Raw genomic sequence first — 18,976 nt, 5'->3', positions numbered from 1 at the left:
GCCGCTTCCCGGCGCGAACGCCCCGGGACAGTGCCCGGGGACCCCTTCTCCCGGGGTTTTCCCGGAAAAGGACTGCAAATGTCGGAAGAAAAACCGAAACCCGCAAGAAAATATCAATCTTTTTTTTTCAAATCCTCCGCCCGCGGCTTCCCGCGGAACGTAACCCCCGTTTGGGATCACAAAGATGAAGGGTTTTTTATTAACCACAATGCATGTAACCATAAAAATACAACAAAAAAATCAAATCGGCTGATAATCAACCGGAAAATTATTTTCATCAATACTTAAACCCAGGGATTACCCTATCCCTCTTTTTACCCGTCTTATAATTTCTAAAGGTATATCTTATGGAAACTTCATGAGCACCGCCCGAATTTCTCCACCCTAATCTTGATACAGTAAAATCATAACTGTAACCCATTTCCAAATCATTGGGAAACGAAAAACCGAGTAAACCAATAATGGCTTCATTATTGGGCAAGGAGTTTTTAGTGGGTAAACCCCTGTACCAGATCCCAAAAACTACCGGCTCCAGATAAAACTCAGTACCAAAATCCAACTGATCAAACAAGCCCTGGCGTTTATAATTAAAGGCAACGGATAATGTGCGTTCCTGGGATAGATTATTGATTTGGTCAAAGATGGAACTACTGTAAAGCTTGAACCTTACGCCGCCATGCAGGGAATATCTGATGGGCAAACGGTTCAAATCAACCTCCATATAGGATATATACGGTCTGGTAAGATGATGTGCCGCCGCCCCAAGCCAGAATTTTTCATCGTAATAATACAATCCCGTATTAATATCTATATGGCTCCTTTGACTTTCATCATCAATCCAGGATAAACCATCTCCGATCACAATTCCCCGGTCAATATCCAACTGTGTGCCCAAAATAATGTTTTCCACATTTACGCTGCGGTTGACAAACCCCGTCTGTAGCCCCATGTGTAAATAACGTTCCTTTCCTAATTGCAATCGATATGAATACAACAGCCCTACTTCCATGTTTTGTAACTGGGCAAAAGTATCCCTGGTCCCATTGACCATTACTCCGATACCGCTTTTCTTATGTTCGATAAAATGATCAAAATAAGCTGACATGGTGTGAAAGCTGTGATCCAATCCAGGCCACTGGTTCCGATAATTCAAACCTATTCTGGTCCATTCGGTACTGCCGGTGAAGGCCGGATTGAGGTATAACGGAGAAGCATAAAACTGAGAAAACTGCATATCCTGGCCTTTCAGCTGCGCATAACACCCGAAAAGAAATAAGATGATCCATATGTAAAACACCCCCTTCATCTGATCAACAAAACCTTTCCTGATCGGGTAATGTATTCCCCGTCCCGGGACTCAAAATCCGCCCGGTACACATATCTTCCCGGCGGCAGGTCTTTACCATTCAAGGTCCCATCCCATCCTTCCATCTCAAGATCTTCTGATTTGAACAGTAATTCCCCCCAAGCGCTGAAAACCATCAATTCCATTTTGACGATCCCTTTAACTTTGGGCCGAAAATACCTGTCTTCCTCCCTGCTGGGCGTGAAGCCGTTGGGAAACATAATCCTATATGAGCGCTTAATCGCGATAGCCATGCTGGACGTAGATACACATCCCTCACGGTTTTTTACCGTAAGGAAAACACGGAAATCGCCTTTCTGACCGTAGACATGAACCGGTGATTTCAGGTTGCTTGTTTCTCCATCCCCAAAATCCCACTCCCAGGATACAATGTCTCCGGAAGAAGTGTCTACAAAATAAACTTCGTCATCCGTTAAAATGCCCTCATCGGATTGTTCTTTCATTCCTGTTCCATTCAGATGGTAATCAACGGAGGCTTCCAGTTCTGTTTCCGGAACGCTTACCTCAAAAGGCACCGCATTAGACCAACAATCCAGCACCATTGGCTTCACGCGAATATGATAAAGCCCCCCGCTCTGAATATCCATTTCTTCATTCACCAGAAAATCCCCCTCAGGCGTCTCTATCCCATAGTCAAACTGCTCTTCATTGTATTCTTCTATAAAGTCTCTGATGTCCGGGAATAGTCCGGGATTACATACAGTGACAGGACCTTCTATAACAAGTTGAGGAAAATCAGGAAATCCCACCGCAACGGTATTTGAATAAACAGGGCAACCATTTTCGTTGAGTGCTTTCACAAAATATTCCCCTGCTTCCCGGGCAACCGTTTTTCCATCATCGGTATCGGTCATCAAAACCTCATCCTTATACCATTCATAAAATTCAAATCCTTCTTCGGAATATGCCTCTAACACTATGTCAGCTCCTGGACATAGAAAAATTTCCTCCAAAGGCACCCCATCTGCAAACAGTGTGAGTGTAACCGGGGCTTCTCTGATTGTTACTTTTAGCAACTTTGGCTCGGATGTCTTACCAAAATTATCTGTAAGGGTATAATAAGTTGAAACTTCTTCCCCCTGGAAACCAACATTTGGGGTAAACATAAACCCGCCTTCTTTATCGATCACAGAAAAAAAACCCTCTGGAAGCGAAAGTATGCTGCCTTTTTCTCCACAATTACTTTTTTCACATATTTCACCCGATTCATCCCCAGCTTCCTCATAGGTTTCAAAAAACCTTATGCAGTTAATCCTGGAGTTTTCATTGGGCAAGGAAATGGATTCCGTAGGGATTTCAAAAATATTATCCTGTCCTTCACAGGCTACCAAACCCTCAATATCAACCCCTTCCGGTTTTAACAGGCTTTCTTCATCAGATACTTCCACAATGAGGTTCCGGATTTCATGGAAGTTGGTATCCCCCCCTGTTGATGCGGCAAACCCAATTTTCAGTTCCTCAGGTGCGGGATAAGCATAAGGTACTTTATCAAAAATCCGGACGGTCTCTGGGGAATTGGCCCTGACAGTAACCATCATATCCATCGAAAGCAGGAAACCCTGATCGCCATCTGGCTCCAGATCAATAAAGACCTTCCTATAACCTGGTAGGTTAGGGTCGGTAATTCGGGAGCTGCCTTGTCCTCCGGAACTTATGACGAACCTTTGATCAACCGGAAGTCCGTTTCCTCCTGCTTCGTTTGTTTTGACGCCGGTGATAAATTCATAGCCTGTAAAACCCTGACCGGGCCCCCTTACTGCCACACTATTGGGATGTAGCTGGTCCGATGCTCCGGGGAAGCCGCCGTTCTTCCCCTCTACTCCATTACCAAAATTGCCGAAGCTGTCCAATCCGATTCCGATATAAGCGCCTGTAAGTCCAGCCAATCCTTCCCTTGGGGCGTAGCCTAAGGAGCCCCCGAACCCGCCGGGAGAAAAAAAAGGCACTTGCGCATCAAAAAGAAATACCGTCAAACCATCGGCCCCAGTCCCCCCATAACTGAAGTATTCAAAAGAAACTTTAATACCAAATCCCGAAGGAAAAGGTATATCTATATACACGTATCCGTTTTGGTCTTCAAGGGCCTCTGTCAGCCTGAGCACGCCGTCTGTGAGCGCAGCCGTTCCACCCAATACGGTTTCCTGTCTTTGAATGCCTTCCTGAAAAGTCTCACAATAAGGGAAACCAAATTGTCCAAAAGTCCTTTCGGCTATCCCTATCAATAACAAAAAGAACAAGAGAATAACTTTTTGGTTAGAAGTCAACTGCTTACCATTTGCATGAACAAACTCAATCCAACTGTTTTTTCAGGCTCCAAACAATTGATTTATTAATTATACCAAATAAAAGCCAAAACAAAAAATGCTCCCTGTGAATATTTCAGGAAGCATTTTTGGAAGGTGCCCATTATCTTAAAATCATTTCAATATGGTCTTTTTACGGTCCGGTCCCACGGATATCATTGTTATGGGTACGTTAAGTTGCTGTTCCAGAAAATCGACGTAATCTTTCAGTTCGGCTGGAAAATCATCATAGGATTCTACATGATCCAAACTACAGTTCCAACCTTTCATCACTTTATATACCGGTTTGGCCTCCTCACCTTCCGGGGTTAACGAAAGATGGTCCACTTGGGTCCCTTCGGAAAGCCGGTAATGTGTACAAACCTTTATCTCCTCAAAGATATTAAGGACATCCGCTTTCATCATAAAAAGTTCAGTGACTCCGTTGATCATAATAGAGTATTTTAAGGCAGGAATATCTATCCAGCCGCACCTTCGGGGCCTACCGGTGGTGGAACCGAATTCATTTCCTTCCTTTCTCATCTTTTCCCCATCCTCATCAAAAAGTTCTGTGGGAAAAGGACCGCTGCCTACGCGGGTACAATAGGCTTTGAATATTCCATATACATTTCCAATAGCGGAAGGTGCTACCCCCAGCCCCGTACATGCCCCAGCCGTCATGGTGCTGCTGCTGGTCACAAATGGATAACTTCCAAAATCGATATCCAATAATGAGCCCTGGGCACCTTCTGCCAGAACCTTTAAGCCTTCATTGATAGCAGTATTTACTTCATATTCCGTTTCCACTAAATTCAAGGTTCTAAAAAACCGGATGGCCTCGAAAAACTGGTCCTCCATGGCAGGTAAGCTTTTGATATCAAACTGGTAGTAATCCAGGATGGATTTATGTCTTTCTACTGACGCATCATATTTTTCCCTAAACCCATTGGACATTATATCTCCCACCCGAAGTGCCACTCTACCTATCTTATCCTGATAAGTGGGCCCGATTCCTTTCAATGTCGACCCGATTTTCTTATCTCCCTTTGACTTCTCATAGGCGGCATCCAATAACTTGTGTGTGGGAAGGATTATGGTCGCCTTTTTAGATATAAAAAGGTTTTTGCTAAAATCAATATTAAATTTTTTGAGGGCTTCAATCTCTTTCTTTAAGACCACGGGATCGAGCACAACCCCGTTTCCGATGATGTTTTTCAGATTTTCCCTAAATATTCCGCTCGGAATCTGATGCAGGACATGTTTTATTCCATCAAACTCTAAGGTATGACCGGCATTGGGACCGCCCTGAAACCTGGCCACCATATCATACTTCGGCGCCAGGTAGTCAACTACTTTTCCCTTACCTTCGTCACCCCATTGGAGACCCAAAAGAACATCCATTTTCATTTTTTATCTTGATATATAGTACTATTTAAAATTTTCCGTGAAGATTGTCATACTCACAAAAAATACCAACTACTTATGATTTATTTTTTGATTCATCAGCCGATTTAAAAAGGATTAACGGATTTTTTCCCTGGCCTCTTCCAAAGAATCATAAACATTAAAAATATTATTGAGCTTGGTGATGATCAATAACTTTTTAACATGCTCAGAAGGTGATGTTAAATAAACCTCACCGCCCGCATTCCTCATTTTTGTGAGTATGGTGATCAGGACCCCTATTCCACTCGAACTGATATAGCGCACTTGGCTCAGGTCTATGATACAATTCGTAATCCCCTCATTCAGGGCGTCCGAAACCTTTCCCACTAATTTTGGGCCGGATTCGTCTCCAATCAGGTCTCCTTTGAGTTTCATTATAAAGCTTTTGCCTTCTATATATGATTCAAAATCAGCTTTCATAAATTTTAATGGTTTTTTTAAATCCTATTACATATGATAATAATTTGTTCTTTATCGGACATATAGTTGGCCTGGTATGCCCCCGACAGCTATTGGGCTATCGGGGCATACCAGTGTGTGTCGCTTGCATTACGCTCGGTTTCATGTGAATTCAGTTTCGATGCACAATATTCATTCCCAATGGAAGGAATTATCTGGCTTTCGGAGAGCGAAGGGCTTAATTTGGAATGAATAACCATTCGAATTCGGCCTGAGTCCTATCAACTATTTTTCCGATATAGTCCTGAACTCGCAGTCTTCATCCATACAGTTGCCATATAAAATAAGAGAATGGTGAATGATATTAAAGTTCAAAATCTCCCCAACTGTGTTCTGGATATTTTGTATACGGGGATCACAAAACTCTTTTACTTGGTGGCATTCCGTGCATATAAGATGGTCATGCTGTTTGTATCCGTAGGATTTTTCATACTGAGCGATATTTTTCCCAAACTGGTGCTTGGTCACCAAATCGCATTCCACCAACAAATCAAGTGTATTGTAGACGGTGGCCCTGCTGACCCGGTAATTTTTATTTTTCATACTGATGTAGAGCGATTCAACATCGAAATGTCCGCCTCTTCCATAAATTTCCTCTAAAATAGCATACCTTTCCGGTGTTTTCCGTAGCTTCTTGTTTTCCAGATAGGCGGTAAATATTTTCTTTACTTTGTCGTAAAGCGTTTCATTCGAGGCCATGGTTCCTGTTTTTTTACAAATATACGGTTCTTATTTAAAAATGGCGGTACTTTCTCTGGCCTAATCGAATCTTGATACTTTTAAGACCCCCTGTACTTTGGAAAGGTTTTCTATAAGCTTTTCCAAATGGTTGGTACTGTGAACATAAAGCTTTATGGTACCTTCAAAAATCCCGCTGTCAGAATCTACGGTTATAGACCTCATATTCACCTTCAACTCGTTTGAAATCACTTTGGTAAGATCACTGATAAGGCCCACCCTGTCTGTACCGACGATTTTCAACCCCGCCAAAAACGCGATTTCCTGTTGGCTGGTCCATCGTGCTTTGATGACCCGGTTGCCATGGTTGGACAACAATTCCAATGCATTTGGACATGAGGTCCTGTGGATTTTGATGCCTTCATTTACGGTTACGAATCCAAAAACATCATCGCCGGGGATAGGGTTGCAGCATTTTGCCAGGATGTAATCCACTACATCCATATCCTCCCCTATCAACAATTGATCGTGTTCCGGACCTTTCAGGTTTTGGATTTCCTTGGTAAAGGAAGATTCATCCGTGATATTGACCAAAGGCGTCTTTTTCAGTTTCTTTTTCTGCTTAAATTCCTTAAAGCTTTTTATGGAGGTGGCATCGATAATGCCCTTACCTACCTTATAATAAAACTCCGTGGTGGTTTTGGTCTCAAAAAATGCCCTTAACTGCTCCACAACGACCGACGAAAATTCCATTTTCATCTGCTTGAGTTTTCTTTGAACAATCTCTTTCCCGTCAAGAATATATCCTTTTTTTTCTTCTTTGAGGGCATCCTTGATCTTGGCTCTCGCACGGGAAGTGACCACTGACTTTAGCCAGTCCTCAGTGGGCCTTTGTTTGTTTGAAGTAAGTATTTCCACCTGGTCACCGTTTTTTAAGCTATGGCCTATGGAAACCAGCTTTTGATTCACCTTTGCCCCAATGCATTTGGCACCTACTTCAGAATGGATTTCAAATGCGAAATCCAACGCCGTGGCGCCATTGGGCAATACTTTGAGGTCTCCCTTGGGTGTAAATACAAATACCTCATCCTGAAAAAGATTCCCCCGAAAGTCATCCATGAACTCAATTGCCGAGCCATCGTTGTTTTCCAGCAGGGTGCGTACCTGTGTAATCCACTCATCAAGACCTCCCGCTGCCTTTTCCGGTGAGTTTTCCTTTTCTTTGTATTTCCAGTGGGCCGCGTACCCCCTCTCTGCGATATCGTCCATGCGCTGTGTCCTGATCTGGACTTCCACCCATTGGCCCGTTTGGCTCATTACAGTAGTGTGCAGGGATTCATAGCCATTGGCCCTTGGTGTGCTGATCCAATCTCTAAGACGGTCCGGATTGGGCCTGTAAAAATCCGTCACTATAGAATATACCTGCCAACAATCCGCTTTTTCATTTTCATAGGTGGTGTCTATAATGATCCGGACGGCAAACAAATCATATACCTCTTCAAAGGGTATATTCTGGGTTTTCATCTTGTTATAAATCGAAAAAATCGACTTTGGCCTGCCTTTGATGTTGAATTTAAAATTCTGGCTGGCCAGCTCGTGTTCAATCGGGGTGATGAAAGTTTTTATGAATTTATTTCTGGATACGCGGGTCTCATTGATTTTATAAATAATGTATTCATAGGCCTCTCTGTCCATAAATTTCAGATGAAGGTCTTCCAATTCTGATTTGATGGAATAAAGACCCAGCCTATGGGCCAAAGGCGCATACAAATATTTGGTTTCGGAAGCGATTTTAAGTTGTTTGTGCCTGGGCATGCTATCAAGCGTCCGCATGTTGTTCAGACGGTCAGCCAACTTGATCAAAATCACCCGCACATCATCCGAAAGCGTAATGAGCATTTTTCTGAAGTTCTCGGCCTGCTGGGAACTCCCGTATTCAAATACTCCCGAGATTTTGGTAAGGCCATCGATGATCTGTGCCACTTTGGACCCAAACTCCTTTTCAATGTCCTCCAATTCCAAGTCCGTGTCTTCTACCACGTCATGGAGGAGTGCAGAAATAATGCTGGTAGTGCCTAAACCGATCTCTTCAACGCACACCAATGCCACTTCTAATGGATGATATATATAAGGCTCTCCTGACTTCCTCCTCATCTCCTTGTGAGCCTCGCTGGAAACATTAAACGCTTTTTTTATCAATTTGGCGTCACCGGGCTTGAGAAGCGGTTTGGCAACCCGAAGCAGCCTTCTATATCTTTTTAATATTTCTTTTCTTTCTTCCTCTAAATCTACTTTTATCATACAACCCAAGTTAAAAATAAATCTTCAGCTTTGAATCAATTGAACGGATAATATTTTTAATTTTTTTTGCTCATAGTTATTGAAACTTAACCAGAGATTCCTACCTTTGCAACCACGTTGAAAAAAAGAGAAATAAAGGTACATATAATTTTCTTTTTTCAATATTAAGTGGCACCATACGATAAGCGGATATGGATTTTCTGTCTTATTTAGGCAGATGGTTGACATTAACATAATCAATAATTGCGGATGTGGCGAAATTGGTAGACGCACTAGACTTAGGATCTAGCGCCGCGAGGCATGGGGGTTCGAGTCCCTCCATCCGCACATAACTTTTAACTCCCTCGATCTTGATTCCTCTGCCTTATGGTTTTAATCAGGATGGAGGGTTTTTGTTATTGGTAAACATTAAATTAAGAGCTCTTGGAAATCACATTAGACAAGCATGCAGAAAATGAAGCTTCAGTTAAAATCAAACTTAATGAAGCTGATTATCAACCCAAAGTTGATGCCAAAATAAAAGAATACGCCAAAAAGGCTAACATCAAAGGATTCCGGCCGGGAAAAGCTCCATTCTCCATGGTCAAAAATCTTTATGGTACTTCCGTCTTGGTGGAAGAAATCAATACCCTGCTGTCTGCATCGCTGAATGATTACCTGAAAGCACAGGAATTTAAGGTTTTAGGTGACCCATTGCCTGTAACCGAGGATGCTGAACAGATCGATTGGAAGAAACAAAAGGAATTCGAATTCGAATATAGAATCGGTTTTGTAGAGAAAGTTGACGTCAGTGTGGACGACACTTTGGAAGCCAAACTTTATGATATCGAGCTATCCGATAAGGAAGTGAGCGATGCCATAGAGAACATCAAAAGCCAATACGGGAAAATGACCAATCCGGAAGAAAGCCAGGAAAATGACTTTTTATACGGAGACCTGAAGTCAGAAGATGGCGGTTTTGAAGAATCGCTCTCCATACCTTTATCGAAAATAGACGGCAGATCACTCAAAAAGTTTATTGGGGTGAAAAAAGGTGATATCATCACTTTTGATCCAAACAAAGCTATTAAAGGTGACTTGGCCGAGGCATTGGGGCTTGGTCCTGAAGATGCCGCAAAATTAAGCGGAGAATGCACCTTCACCGTCCAGAACATCAACAGGACTGAGGAAGCCGAAATGAACCAGGAACTTTTTGACAAGGTATTTGGGCCAGACCAGGTATCCAATGAAGAAGAGTTCATTGAAAAGGTAAAAAACATCCTCAGCGAGAATTACAAAAAGGAAATCAAGGTCTTCAATGAAGAGCAGCTAAAAGATCTCCTTATCGAAAACACCAAAATCGAACTTCCCCAGGATTTCCTGAAAGAATGGTTATTGAAAGCCAATGAGGGAAAAGTTTCGGAAAAAGACGTAGAGAACGAATATCCTGCCTACTCAAAACAACTTATCTGGTCACTCATTTCCAATAAGGTTGCGGAAGAGAACGATATCAAAGCGGAACACGAGGATGTCATTGAAAAAACCAAGGAAATGATCCGGGAGCAGTTGGCTTCCTCAGGATTAGCCTCCCAGATGGAAGATAACATGGATATGTTTGTCCAAAATTACTTACAGGGCAACGAAGGCCGCAATTACATGCAGATGCTCACCGCTGTGCAGAATGAAAAAGTGCTCGATTTCGTGAAAACAAAAATAGCGCCTAAGGAGGAAAAAATAAGTGTGGATAAGTTTAAGGAACTTATCGAAAACTAAAAACCTTATTTATTTGTTTTTAAAAAGTCCTTTTCTAAGGGCTTTTTTTATTTTTGTAACGATCTTGTAAACAATAAAAAAATGAATAAAGAAGAATTAAGAAAATACGCTGTCCAGCATAGGGGTATCAGTGGAAATACTTTCGACCAATACACCCAGTTTGTGGAAAACATGACCCGGTCTGTCATTGAAGAAAGACCGACAAATTTCCGGGAAATTGATGTTTTTTCCAGGCTGATCATGGACAGGATCATATTTTTAGGAACAGGTGTAGATGACCATATCGCCAACATCATCACGGCCCAGCTGTTGTTTTTGGAGTCTACTGATTCCAAAAAGGATATATTATTGTATGTCAACAGTCCGGGGGGGTCGGTTTATGCCGGGCTTGGAATTTATGACACGATGCAATATATTAGTCCTGATGTGGGTACCATATGTACCGGCCTGGCTGCCTCTATGGGAGCTGTATTATTGGCCGGAGGTGCAGCGGGAAAACGTGCGGCCCTTCCCCATGCCAGGATTATGATACATCAGCCTTCCGGTGGCATGCAAGGGCAGTCCAAGGACATGGAAATTACAGTCAGGCAGATATTGGAATTAAGAAATGAACTTTACGAAATACTTTCCCTCCATAGCGGGCAAAGTATTGATCAAATTGAAAAAGACTCAGACCGGGATTATTGGATGAGAGCAGAAAAGGCCAAGGAATACGGTTTGATTGATGAAGTATTGATAAGGAAAGCAAAAGATTAATTGGATGGCGCAAGTGACTTGCTCCTTTTGTGGGAGGAATAAAAAAGACGTGGACCTGATGGTTTCAGGAATCTCAGCCCATATCTGCAATTACTGCATAGAGCAGGCATTTCAGATTTTAGGCGAAGAAGACAAAACCAGAAAGCAAGGCAAAAAACCAAAATTCAAACTGAAAAAGCCTAAAGAACTGTCCGCTTATCTGGACCAATATGTAATCGGACAGCAAGAGGCCAAAAAGGTATTGACGGTTGCCGTGTACAACCATTACAAGCGGTTGGGACAGAAGGAGGAGAATGAAGATGATGTAAAGATCGAAAAGTCCAACATCATCATGGTCGGCGATACGGGTACGGGTAAGACCTATTTGGCCAAAACCCTGGCCAAGATTCTCGAAGTGCCTTTCTGTATTGCAGATGCCACGGTATTGACTGAAGCTGGCTATGTGGGAGAAGATGTAGAGAGTATCCTTACCAGGCTTCTTCAGGCAGCGGATTATAACGTTGAGGCGGCTGAAAGGGGAATCGTATACATTGACGAATTGGATAAAATTGCCCGAAAGTCAGATAACCCTTCCATCACAAGAGATGTGAGCGGTGAGGGGGTACAGCAGGCCATGCTGAAGCTTTTGGAAGGCACCTCTGTCAATGTACCGCCCCAAGGGGGGCGCAAGCATCCTGATCAGAAAATGATAGCCGTGAATACGGAAAACATCCTTTTTATATGCGGGGGTGCCTTTGACGGGATTACCAGGCATATCGCAACAAGGCTCAATACACAGCCTCTCGGTTTCAGTAAAAAATCAGAACTGGAGATGATAGACAGAAACAACCTGTTGCAATATGTGACCGCTCAGGACCTGAAGGCCTTTGGTCTGATTCCGGAACTGATCGGAAGGCTACCGGTCCTTACCCATCTGGATCCTTTGGACAAAGCCACCTTGAAAAGAATACTCACAGAACCCAAGAACGCCCTGACCAAGCAATATATCAAATTGATGGCCATGGAAGATGTTGAATTGGAATTCAAGGAGAGTGGCATCAATTTCATTGTGGATAAGGCCGTGGAATTCAACCTGGGTGCCCGGGGGCTGCGTTCAATCTGCGAGGCGATCATTACCGACGCCATGTATGAATTGCCTTCGGAAGAGGGCGCCAAGCACCTGGTGATCGATGAGGATTACGCCAAAACACAGTTTGAAAAATCTAAATTCAAAAAGCTACAGGTGGCTTAGCCGTCAGTTAAGCTTTTTCAAGAGAAGTATAAATAAGCCTTGCAGTTTCCTGCGAGGCTTTTTTATGCCCTATTCTCTCCTCCACCTCATTGTAACCCGCCCTGACATCCTGAATTCTCCCCTCATGATTAATCAACAGGCTCAATTCCCTTTCCACTTCTTCATTTCGGTAGTCCTCCTGAATAAGCTCTTTGACGACCTCCCTGCCCGCTATCAGATTCACCAGTGAAATATAAGGCACCTTGATCAGCTGCCGGGCGATGTAAAAGGAAAGCGCACTTGTCCGGTAGACCACCAACTGGGGAACCCCAAACAAAGCCGTTTCCAATGTCGCTGTGCCTGAAGTAACCACAGCCGCTTTGGCATAAGCCAAAAGATCATAGGTCTGGTTGTACACCAAAGGAATGGAGGCTTTCCTGGCCAGAAGATAAACCTCATCCGGCAAATTGCTTACGGCAGCAACAACAAAAGCCACATCATCCATTCTCTCCTTAAGCGCAACCATTGTTTTCAACATCATTTCCACTTCCTGCTTTCTGCTTCCGGGCAACAAAGCCACGATAGGTTTGCTTCCGAGTTGATGGCGATTCAAAAAATCCGGATTGGGCTTGAATTTGGCAATTTCGTCTTTTAAGGGATTGCCCACATAATCCACTTCCCAGTCAAACTTCCTGAAGAAATCAGGCTCAAACGGTAGAATGGCATATAACCTGTCAATGTATCTCTTTAGCTTAAACGCCCTTTTCTGATTCCATGCCCATACTTTGGGAGAGATATAATAATGAACCGGAATGTGCTGATCATGGGCAAACCGGGCTATCTTCATGTTGAATCCCGCAAAATCCACCAGGACAATGGCGTCGGGACGAAAAGCGGTGATGTCTTTTTTGATCAGATTCAGGTATTTCAAAACCCGCCTGAAATGCAGCAATACTTCCACAAAGCCCATCAGGGCGATCTCTTTATAATGTGCCGCCAGTACACAGCCGGACTGCTCCATATATTCCCCGCCCATACCCCTAAACTCCAGGGATGGGTCCAGGCGGGACAAAGCACTTATCAAATTAGACGCATGTAAATCCCCAGAACGCTCACCGGCTATGATGTAGATTTTCATGTTTTTATTTTTAACCACAGAGAAAAAAGGAGAAAAAGGAGGTTTATGCTTCTATATTTTTTTATCTATCATATCCGATACTAATCTCTCCTGTAACTCTGTGGTGATTTTTTAACCACAGAGAAAAGAAGGAATAAGTGATTTAAGTCTTTGTTTACCGGCTTCAATTTCATTACCAAACCACTCCGTAAACTCCGTGTCCTCTGTGGTGGAATCATTACTCCCCATAATACTCTACAAAATTCCGGGGGGTTTCGTACAGCGTCAACTTGTACAGGCCACCTTCTTTGACCAAATGACCGATTTTAGACTCCAATATCTTCCAAAATTCCATGACAAGGTTCTCACAACTGGCCATCTTTCCCTGCATGAATGGTACGTCGATATTCAGGTTCTTGTGATCTATCTTTTCTATGATCTCTTTTCTGATCAAGATACTCAGCTGTTTTAAATCCACCACAAAACCGGTATCAGGATCAGGGAGGCCTTTTATGGTCACAATCAGCTCAAAATTATGACCGTGCCAGTTTTGGTTGGCACAGGGCCCGAACACCGCTTTGTTTTTTTCCTCTGACCAATTGGGGTTCCAAAGTTTATGAGCCGCATTGAAGTGCTCTTTCCGGGAGACATGTACCATTGCTTCTTTTTCAATTCAGGCTGCAAAGTTAAGCAAAAAAGAAAAAACATTCACGGGTTGGCTATTGGAAACACGTTTGTCCTTTTCAGGGCTGCATCTGACCTGGAAAGCTGGTGGATATTGCCCACCGATTACACGGATTAAGTTTGTGTAAATTCGTGTAATTCCTGGTCACCGAATCGGCAGTGGGCCCATTTCAGTCTAAGCCTGTATCTACCTCACGATATCTTTATAAACCGCAATTTCACTGAGTTGGGGAGGAAAAATCCTGCCTTGTAAACGCCTAGGTGACACTTCCAGATGGGATAGTAGAGAGTAGCCATAACCCCTAACCGATTTTGACCTTATAAACGTCTGCAAATCGTTATTTCATAGGCAAAAAGGGGCACGCATGACACAGAAACCATCCCTGACAAGGATCATCTATCCGGCACAACGGCCGTCATCGCGCACATGAAGACGAAGCTGTATCTTGATAAAAAATGTAAGTATTACTTCCGGAAAAAGTGCTGGAAATTGACGCACCAACACCGGAGGGAGGTTTTATGATGCCATGATGATATAAAAATCCGGTACGAGAATGGAAATTGTTATTGGATTGCTGATTGTAATCTGCTCCCTGATTCTTTGGCTTGTTTTTGTCCCGGTATATCTGAGGATAGACACCGGCGCTGGATTATATGAACTTAAGCAGGCAGGAAGTCTCCATATATCCCTGCATCCGGGTAAAGTTCCTTTTGTCAAAATGAGTGTTCTGGGGTTTAGAATTCCCTTCGGTCGAAAACGGAAGACAAAAAAGCAAGAGAAAAGAAAAAAAGGGAGCAAACCGATGATAAAAAGAACCACGCGGGCCTGGCTGTTTCTTTTTAAAGGCGTATTGAAATGCTTCAAGGTCAAAAAGCTGGCCGCGGCCTTTGATAGCGGCGACTTCACATGGAATGCCCGCTTCTTTTCCCTCATCCCTATGCTCAACACAAAATCAACCTTCATACAGGTTAATTTCAACGGCCTGAATTGTTTCTACCTGGAAATTGAAGGCCGCCTCAATAAACTGATTTGGACATTTATTATATTCTTAACTAAAAAATAGTAGCCATGGATGTTAATTTTGACACATTACTAGAAAAGCTTGCCGATTTTATCCAAAAGGAGGCCAAGTCGGAAACCATAATGGGAGAGCCGTTCATTCTGGGGGAATTTTCCTGTGTACCTGTGGTAAGGATAGGTATGGGATTTGGCACCGGAGGCGGAGGCGGTGACTCCCCCAAGACAGGAAAGGGGCAAGGCGGGGGAGCCGGCGCGGGAATCGGGATTGAACCTATAGGTTTTCTTGTAACCAAGGGAGCTGAGATTTCATTCATCGGCGTCCACAGAAATACGATGCTTTCCAATGTATTTGAAAAAGTACCGGATCTGATTAAATCCTTTATGGAAAAAAAGAAAACCGAAAAGACATGAACCCAAATTCGCCAATATAGCAAAACCTACTTATTCCTACTCCTTTATCAACTTATAAGTCACCATTTCCCGGCCCGACCGGATCATGAGCAGGTAAAGGCCTTTTGCCTGGTTAATTTCCAATTGGTGGAAGACTTCCTGCCGGTCCTTCACCCTTTCAAACTGGCCTACCAAAACCCCGGAACTGGAATAAAGTTCATAACCGACGGGGCCCAAGTAGGCATTGTTGATATTGATCGTGATTTTACGGTCAACCGGGTTGGGGCCAATGGCATATCCCAACCTGCCCAAAAGGGGTTCATTTTCCAAACTGGAGACAACCACCGTATTTGAAATCCGGTTGCATTGGTCATCTATAACGGCCACCTGGTAAGAGCCCCCATCCTCCACCTGATAAGACCGGGAGGTTGCGCCATCAATTTTCTCCCCGTTTCGGTACCATTGATAAAAAGATGCCGGCGCTTGCGAGGTGAGTTGTGCCCCGTTTATCACGATATTGGGTATGGCCAGGGTATTGGGCGTTATGGTCACCCGTCGTTCAAGCACCATCACTCCTCCGGGTCCCCTTACTTCCAGGGACACCGTATAGGTTCTGGCATTGCTAAAAATAAATGTGGGGTTTTCTTCAGTGGAAGTCCCCTGATTGCCGAAATTCCACCTATATGAGGTCACGTTCCCCTCAGTGGTGTTGACAAACTCGGTAAGCGCGCCCACACAGGTGAACCTGACGTCAAAGTTGGCGAAAAGCACGTTGTCACAATCCATGGCCAGCCAGTTGGACCCGTTGACCACCGCTGCGCTGGCACCCAGATTAATAACGGCTTCCCCTATCAGATCAACGTTTACAATATCCACATTCAAAAAACAGTACTTCTTATAAAGGTCATGATTGAGAATAGCCTTGCCATCGGAACGGATCCGTGTTGGGTTCCCGCTGCCCTCACGATGGGTCATATCTTCCTCCACTGTTAATCTGTTCCCGTCCGCAATGGACAAAGTAATCCCTTGGTCCATTTCGAGTTGCTTCACAGAAGTGTTGGCTTGGGCAAGGATCGTTTCCCCCGTTCTCAGTTGCAGGCTACCGATGTTTCCGGAAGAGGAAAGCTGCAGTTGGCTTCCTGCATTGATCAACGCGGCTATCGGGAGGTTGGCAAGGTCAGCATAAACCCCATTGTTACCTGTAAACCTGAATCGGATATCAGGTGACACCTCTGCTGTGGCCGCCATTTCTATCCCGTCAGAAAAATGTATTTCATTTAACCGTCCTTTTATATGGCCATCCCCGCCTAAACGCAGGGACCGGAGAACCAATCTGTCCAGGTCAAAATCAATTTCAGCCCCGGACACTTCCATATGCTGCAAGGTAGGCATAGCGATAACCCTCCACCTTCCTTCATTGAAATTCACATCTGTATCAGAGAGGGTAACCTCACCAAAATCGACTACATTTTCATTCTGGTTAGTGGCCACAAAATTCAGCGTACCGTTTTTGATATCCGTAAGGTTGTTGCTTGAGCGGAAACCGCTTTCTATGGAAAGTTCGTGACCGTCCAGATCCAGTGCCACTTCGGAACTTCCGAAAATATTGAGACTGAAGATACGGGTATCCCGATCCAGAGAAATGTTCTGGGCAACATCCGCCCGGTCAATCACCACCCTAGTTCCTTCATCGGGTAACTGATTTGCACTTTGTCCCTCATTGCTTAGCGACCAGTTTGCCGGGTTATTCCAGTTGCCATCCTGCCCTATCCAGTACAGGGTGTTGACTTGTCCGTCCAATACGCCTGCGGAAAACACCAAACTGAATGGTTGGCGGTTATTCCTCAAACTTCCTTTATGACTGATCCTCAACACATGACGCTGGGGATTGGGAGCATTGATGACTATCTGTTCCACATTGTCCCGAGAATTATCAGCACTATTACTGGCGATAGCGCTTGCCCCTTGTCTGGGATCCAGTGACCAGGGAAAAAAAGTGTTTCCGCCTTCATCCACGATCCTCATGTCAAGGTCATTGACCAACATCCGGTCCGTAGGATTAAGGGAAGGTGCAGGAGGAGATCCGGCAGGATCGGTCCAAGCTATGGTTGCTTTGATCGGGTCTATGCCATTGGAAATAAACTCGAGTTCGTAAACTTCATTGTTTTCCAGTGTGAGTTCTCTGATGATACGGGAGCTGCCATCTTCATTGATAATAAGGTTCGCCGCAGCTTCCGCATCCAACAAACCCCAACCATACATATAATCCGGTCCGGGATTCATCCCTGCTTCTTTGGCAGTCTGGATGGAAAGGGCTTTCAAAGTCGCGGACCTCATGTATCTGCCAGCATTGCGGTTTCTGTACAGTTCCTGCAACAGCAGCAGTGAGCCGGAAATGTTCGGTGCAGCCATGGAGGTTCCGCTAAGGGAGGCATACCCGTCGCCTGCACCATCATTGATGACGGAGGTACTGAAAACATTTACACCCATACCGACCAAATCCGGTTTGATCCTGCCGTCATCCACGGGGCCCCAACTGGAGAAAGGGCTCATCAGTACCGATCCGGGTCCTGTATAATTGGTGACCCCATTGACTGCGCCGATTGTCAAGCTGTTTTTGGCTACACCTTCGGGACCTATAGAATCGTCCGGGCCATCTGAATCCCGGGAACCGTCCCCCACATCGCTCCTATCGTTTCCAGCAGCCCATACCACTGTATAATAGGGTTTTGAAAATGCCAATTCATCTATCTGTCTGGATTTGCTGGTATAAAACCCAAACCTGTAGTCTTCGCTCTGGCTGACGCTTTCATTGCCTGCCCAGGCCCAGTTTCCATTGCTGTCCCTGTACCAGCCCACCAATATGCCGTATGAATGATTGGAAATGAGGTGGCCGTTAGGGGATAAATCGGGGTCATAGCTGTTCTGCATCATTTTGGAAATATCCGCATCCCAGTTAAATGCCCAACCTGTTGCCGCATTGGCCATTCCTCTTGCATTGGCGTTATTGCCCCTGGCTAATATGGTACCCGTCACGTGGGTGGCGTGGTTACTGATGGTTTCAGTGGAACCATCCACTTGCGTGACACGGTTGCCGAATTCATTGTGATTTGCCCGGGGTCTGGTCTGGTCGTAAATACCCACAATCATCCCCTCACCGTTAAGGTTAAGATTTAAACTTCCACCGGGCTGCAAAGCCCTGGTCCCCGTCGTGATGGCCGCTGTGACATTGTGTGTTGTATAGTATACAGGATGGTTTTCTTCATCCAAATATTGAAATTGGGCGATTCTATCGTTCTGCAAATGGATGGTAAGAGGAATATTCAATTTCTCAGCAAGCTCCAGTTTTTCTTCCCTGCTAAGGGTATATCGCTGGACGTTTTCCTGTAGTTTTTTGTAAATATCCGTCCGGACTTCCAGAAGGCCTGCGCTTCCCTTTTGGTCCACCTGGGCATTGGCTCCCAAACTGAGCAACACCATACAGGCCACCACCAATCCTTTACTTAGGTCCATC

Annotated in this window: 14 protein-coding genes and 1 tRNA gene; 6 read left to right on the top strand and 9 right to left on the bottom strand. The window is 44.3% G+C overall.

All coding sequences use genetic code 11. The features are described from left to right. Positions 1-277: 277 nt before the first annotated feature. The 6 genes from ACFPFU_RS22635 to ACFPFU_RS22610 all read right to left on the bottom strand — a co-directional run bounded on the left by ACFPFU_RS22635 (position 278) and on the right by ACFPFU_RS22610 (position 8,532). Positions 278-1,306: a PorP/SprF family type IX secretion system membrane protein gene (locus ACFPFU_RS22635; RefSeq protein WP_377068444.1), complete on the bottom strand. Its 1,029-nt coding sequence runs from the start codon at positions 1,304-1,306 to the stop codon at positions 278-280. Next, positions 1,303-3,603 carry a PKD domain-containing protein gene (locus tag ACFPFU_RS22630; RefSeq protein WP_377068442.1) on the bottom strand — a complete coding sequence of 767 codons (2,301 nt, stop codon included), beginning with the start codon at positions 3,601-3,603 and terminating at the stop codon, positions 1,303-1,305. The genes ACFPFU_RS22635 and ACFPFU_RS22630 overlap by 4 nt, the downstream gene beginning before the upstream one ends. A 180-nt stretch (positions 3,604-3,783) precedes the next feature. Then, complete coding sequence (locus ACFPFU_RS22625; RefSeq protein ID WP_377068440.1) at positions 3,784-5,055, bottom strand: adenylosuccinate synthase; 1,272 nt, start codon at positions 5,053-5,055, stop codon at positions 3,784-3,786. Between the two features lie 114 nt (positions 5,056-5,169). Next, positions 5,170-5,514: an STAS domain-containing protein gene (locus ACFPFU_RS22620; protein ID WP_377068438.1), complete on the bottom strand. Its 345-nt coding sequence runs from the start codon at positions 5,512-5,514 to the stop codon at positions 5,170-5,172. A 264-nt stretch (positions 5,515-5,778) separates the two neighbouring features. Further along, the gene (locus tag ACFPFU_RS22615; RefSeq protein WP_377068436.1) at positions 5,779-6,252 is read right to left on the bottom strand and encodes a Fur family transcriptional regulator; all 474 of its coding nucleotides are present in this window, start codon (positions 6,250-6,252) and stop codon (positions 5,779-5,781) included. A 60-nt stretch (positions 6,253-6,312) separates the two neighbouring features. Continuing rightward, a complete protein-coding gene (locus ACFPFU_RS22610; protein WP_377068434.1) occupies positions 6,313-8,532 on the bottom strand; it encodes a RelA/SpoT family protein in 2,220 nt (739 codons plus the stop codon). 245 nt (positions 8,533-8,777) lie between these two features. Between ACFPFU_RS22610 and ACFPFU_RS22605 the strand changes: the two genes are divergently transcribed. The 4 genes from ACFPFU_RS22605 (at position 8,778) to clpX (ending at position 12,271) form a co-directional block, all read left to right on the top strand. Beyond that, positions 8,778-8,859, top strand: a tRNA-Leu gene (locus ACFPFU_RS22605). A gap of 96 nt (positions 8,860-8,955) precedes the next feature. Further along, positions 8,956-10,284 (top strand): trigger factor, encoded by a 1,329-nt coding sequence (gene tig, locus ACFPFU_RS22600; protein WP_377068432.1) that lies wholly within the window; start codon positions 8,956-8,958, stop codon positions 10,282-10,284. 81 nt (positions 10,285-10,365) lie between these two features. Next, a complete protein-coding gene (locus ACFPFU_RS22595; protein ID WP_377068430.1) occupies positions 10,366-11,040 on the top strand; it encodes a ClpP family protease in 675 nt (224 codons plus the stop codon). Between the two features lie 4 nt (positions 11,041-11,044). Further along, the gene (gene clpX / locus ACFPFU_RS22590; protein WP_377068428.1) at positions 11,045-12,271 is read left to right on the top strand and encodes an ATP-dependent Clp protease ATP-binding subunit ClpX; all 1,227 of its coding nucleotides are present in this window, start codon (positions 11,045-11,047) and stop codon (positions 12,269-12,271) included. A gap of 7 nt (positions 12,272-12,278) precedes the next feature. On the opposite strand, the gene lpxB is transcribed toward clpX, so the two are convergent. Both lpxB and ACFPFU_RS22580 read right to left on the bottom strand, forming a co-directional pair. Continuing rightward, the gene (lpxB, locus tag ACFPFU_RS22585; protein ID WP_377068426.1) at positions 12,279-13,388 is read right to left on the bottom strand and encodes a lipid-A-disaccharide synthase; all 1,110 of its coding nucleotides are present in this window, start codon (positions 13,386-13,388) and stop codon (positions 12,279-12,281) included. Between the two features lie 217 nt (positions 13,389-13,605). Continuing rightward, the gene (locus tag ACFPFU_RS22580) at positions 13,606-14,025 is read right to left on the bottom strand and encodes a 6-pyruvoyl trahydropterin synthase family protein (RefSeq protein ID WP_377068424.1); all 420 of its coding nucleotides are present in this window, start codon (positions 14,023-14,025) and stop codon (positions 13,606-13,608) included. Between the two features lie 580 nt (positions 14,026-14,605). Here ACFPFU_RS22580 and ACFPFU_RS22575 point away from each other — a divergent pair. Further along, the gene (locus ACFPFU_RS22575) at positions 14,606-15,115 is read left to right on the top strand and encodes a hypothetical protein (protein WP_377068422.1); all 510 of its coding nucleotides are present in this window, start codon (positions 14,606-14,608) and stop codon (positions 15,113-15,115) included. A 5-nt stretch (positions 15,116-15,120) separates the two neighbouring features. Further along, entirely contained in the window at positions 15,121-15,483 is a 363-nt protein-coding gene (locus ACFPFU_RS22570) for a GerW family sporulation protein (protein ID WP_377068420.1), read from the top strand. A 36-nt stretch (positions 15,484-15,519) separates the two neighbouring features. Here the strand turns inward: ACFPFU_RS22570 and ACFPFU_RS22565 are convergent, their stop codons facing one another. Beyond that, a complete protein-coding gene (locus ACFPFU_RS22565) occupies positions 15,520-18,975 on the bottom strand; it encodes a S8 family serine peptidase (protein ID WP_377068418.1) in 3,456 nt (1,151 codons plus the stop codon). Position 18,976: the final 1 nt, after the last annotated feature.

The organism is Negadavirga shengliensis (genome assembly GCF_042652345.1).
Lineage (GTDB): Bacteria > Bacteroidota > Bacteroidia > Cytophagales > Cyclobacteriaceae > Negadavirga > Negadavirga shengliensis.
This window is presented reverse-complemented; position numbering and strand designations above follow the sequence as displayed.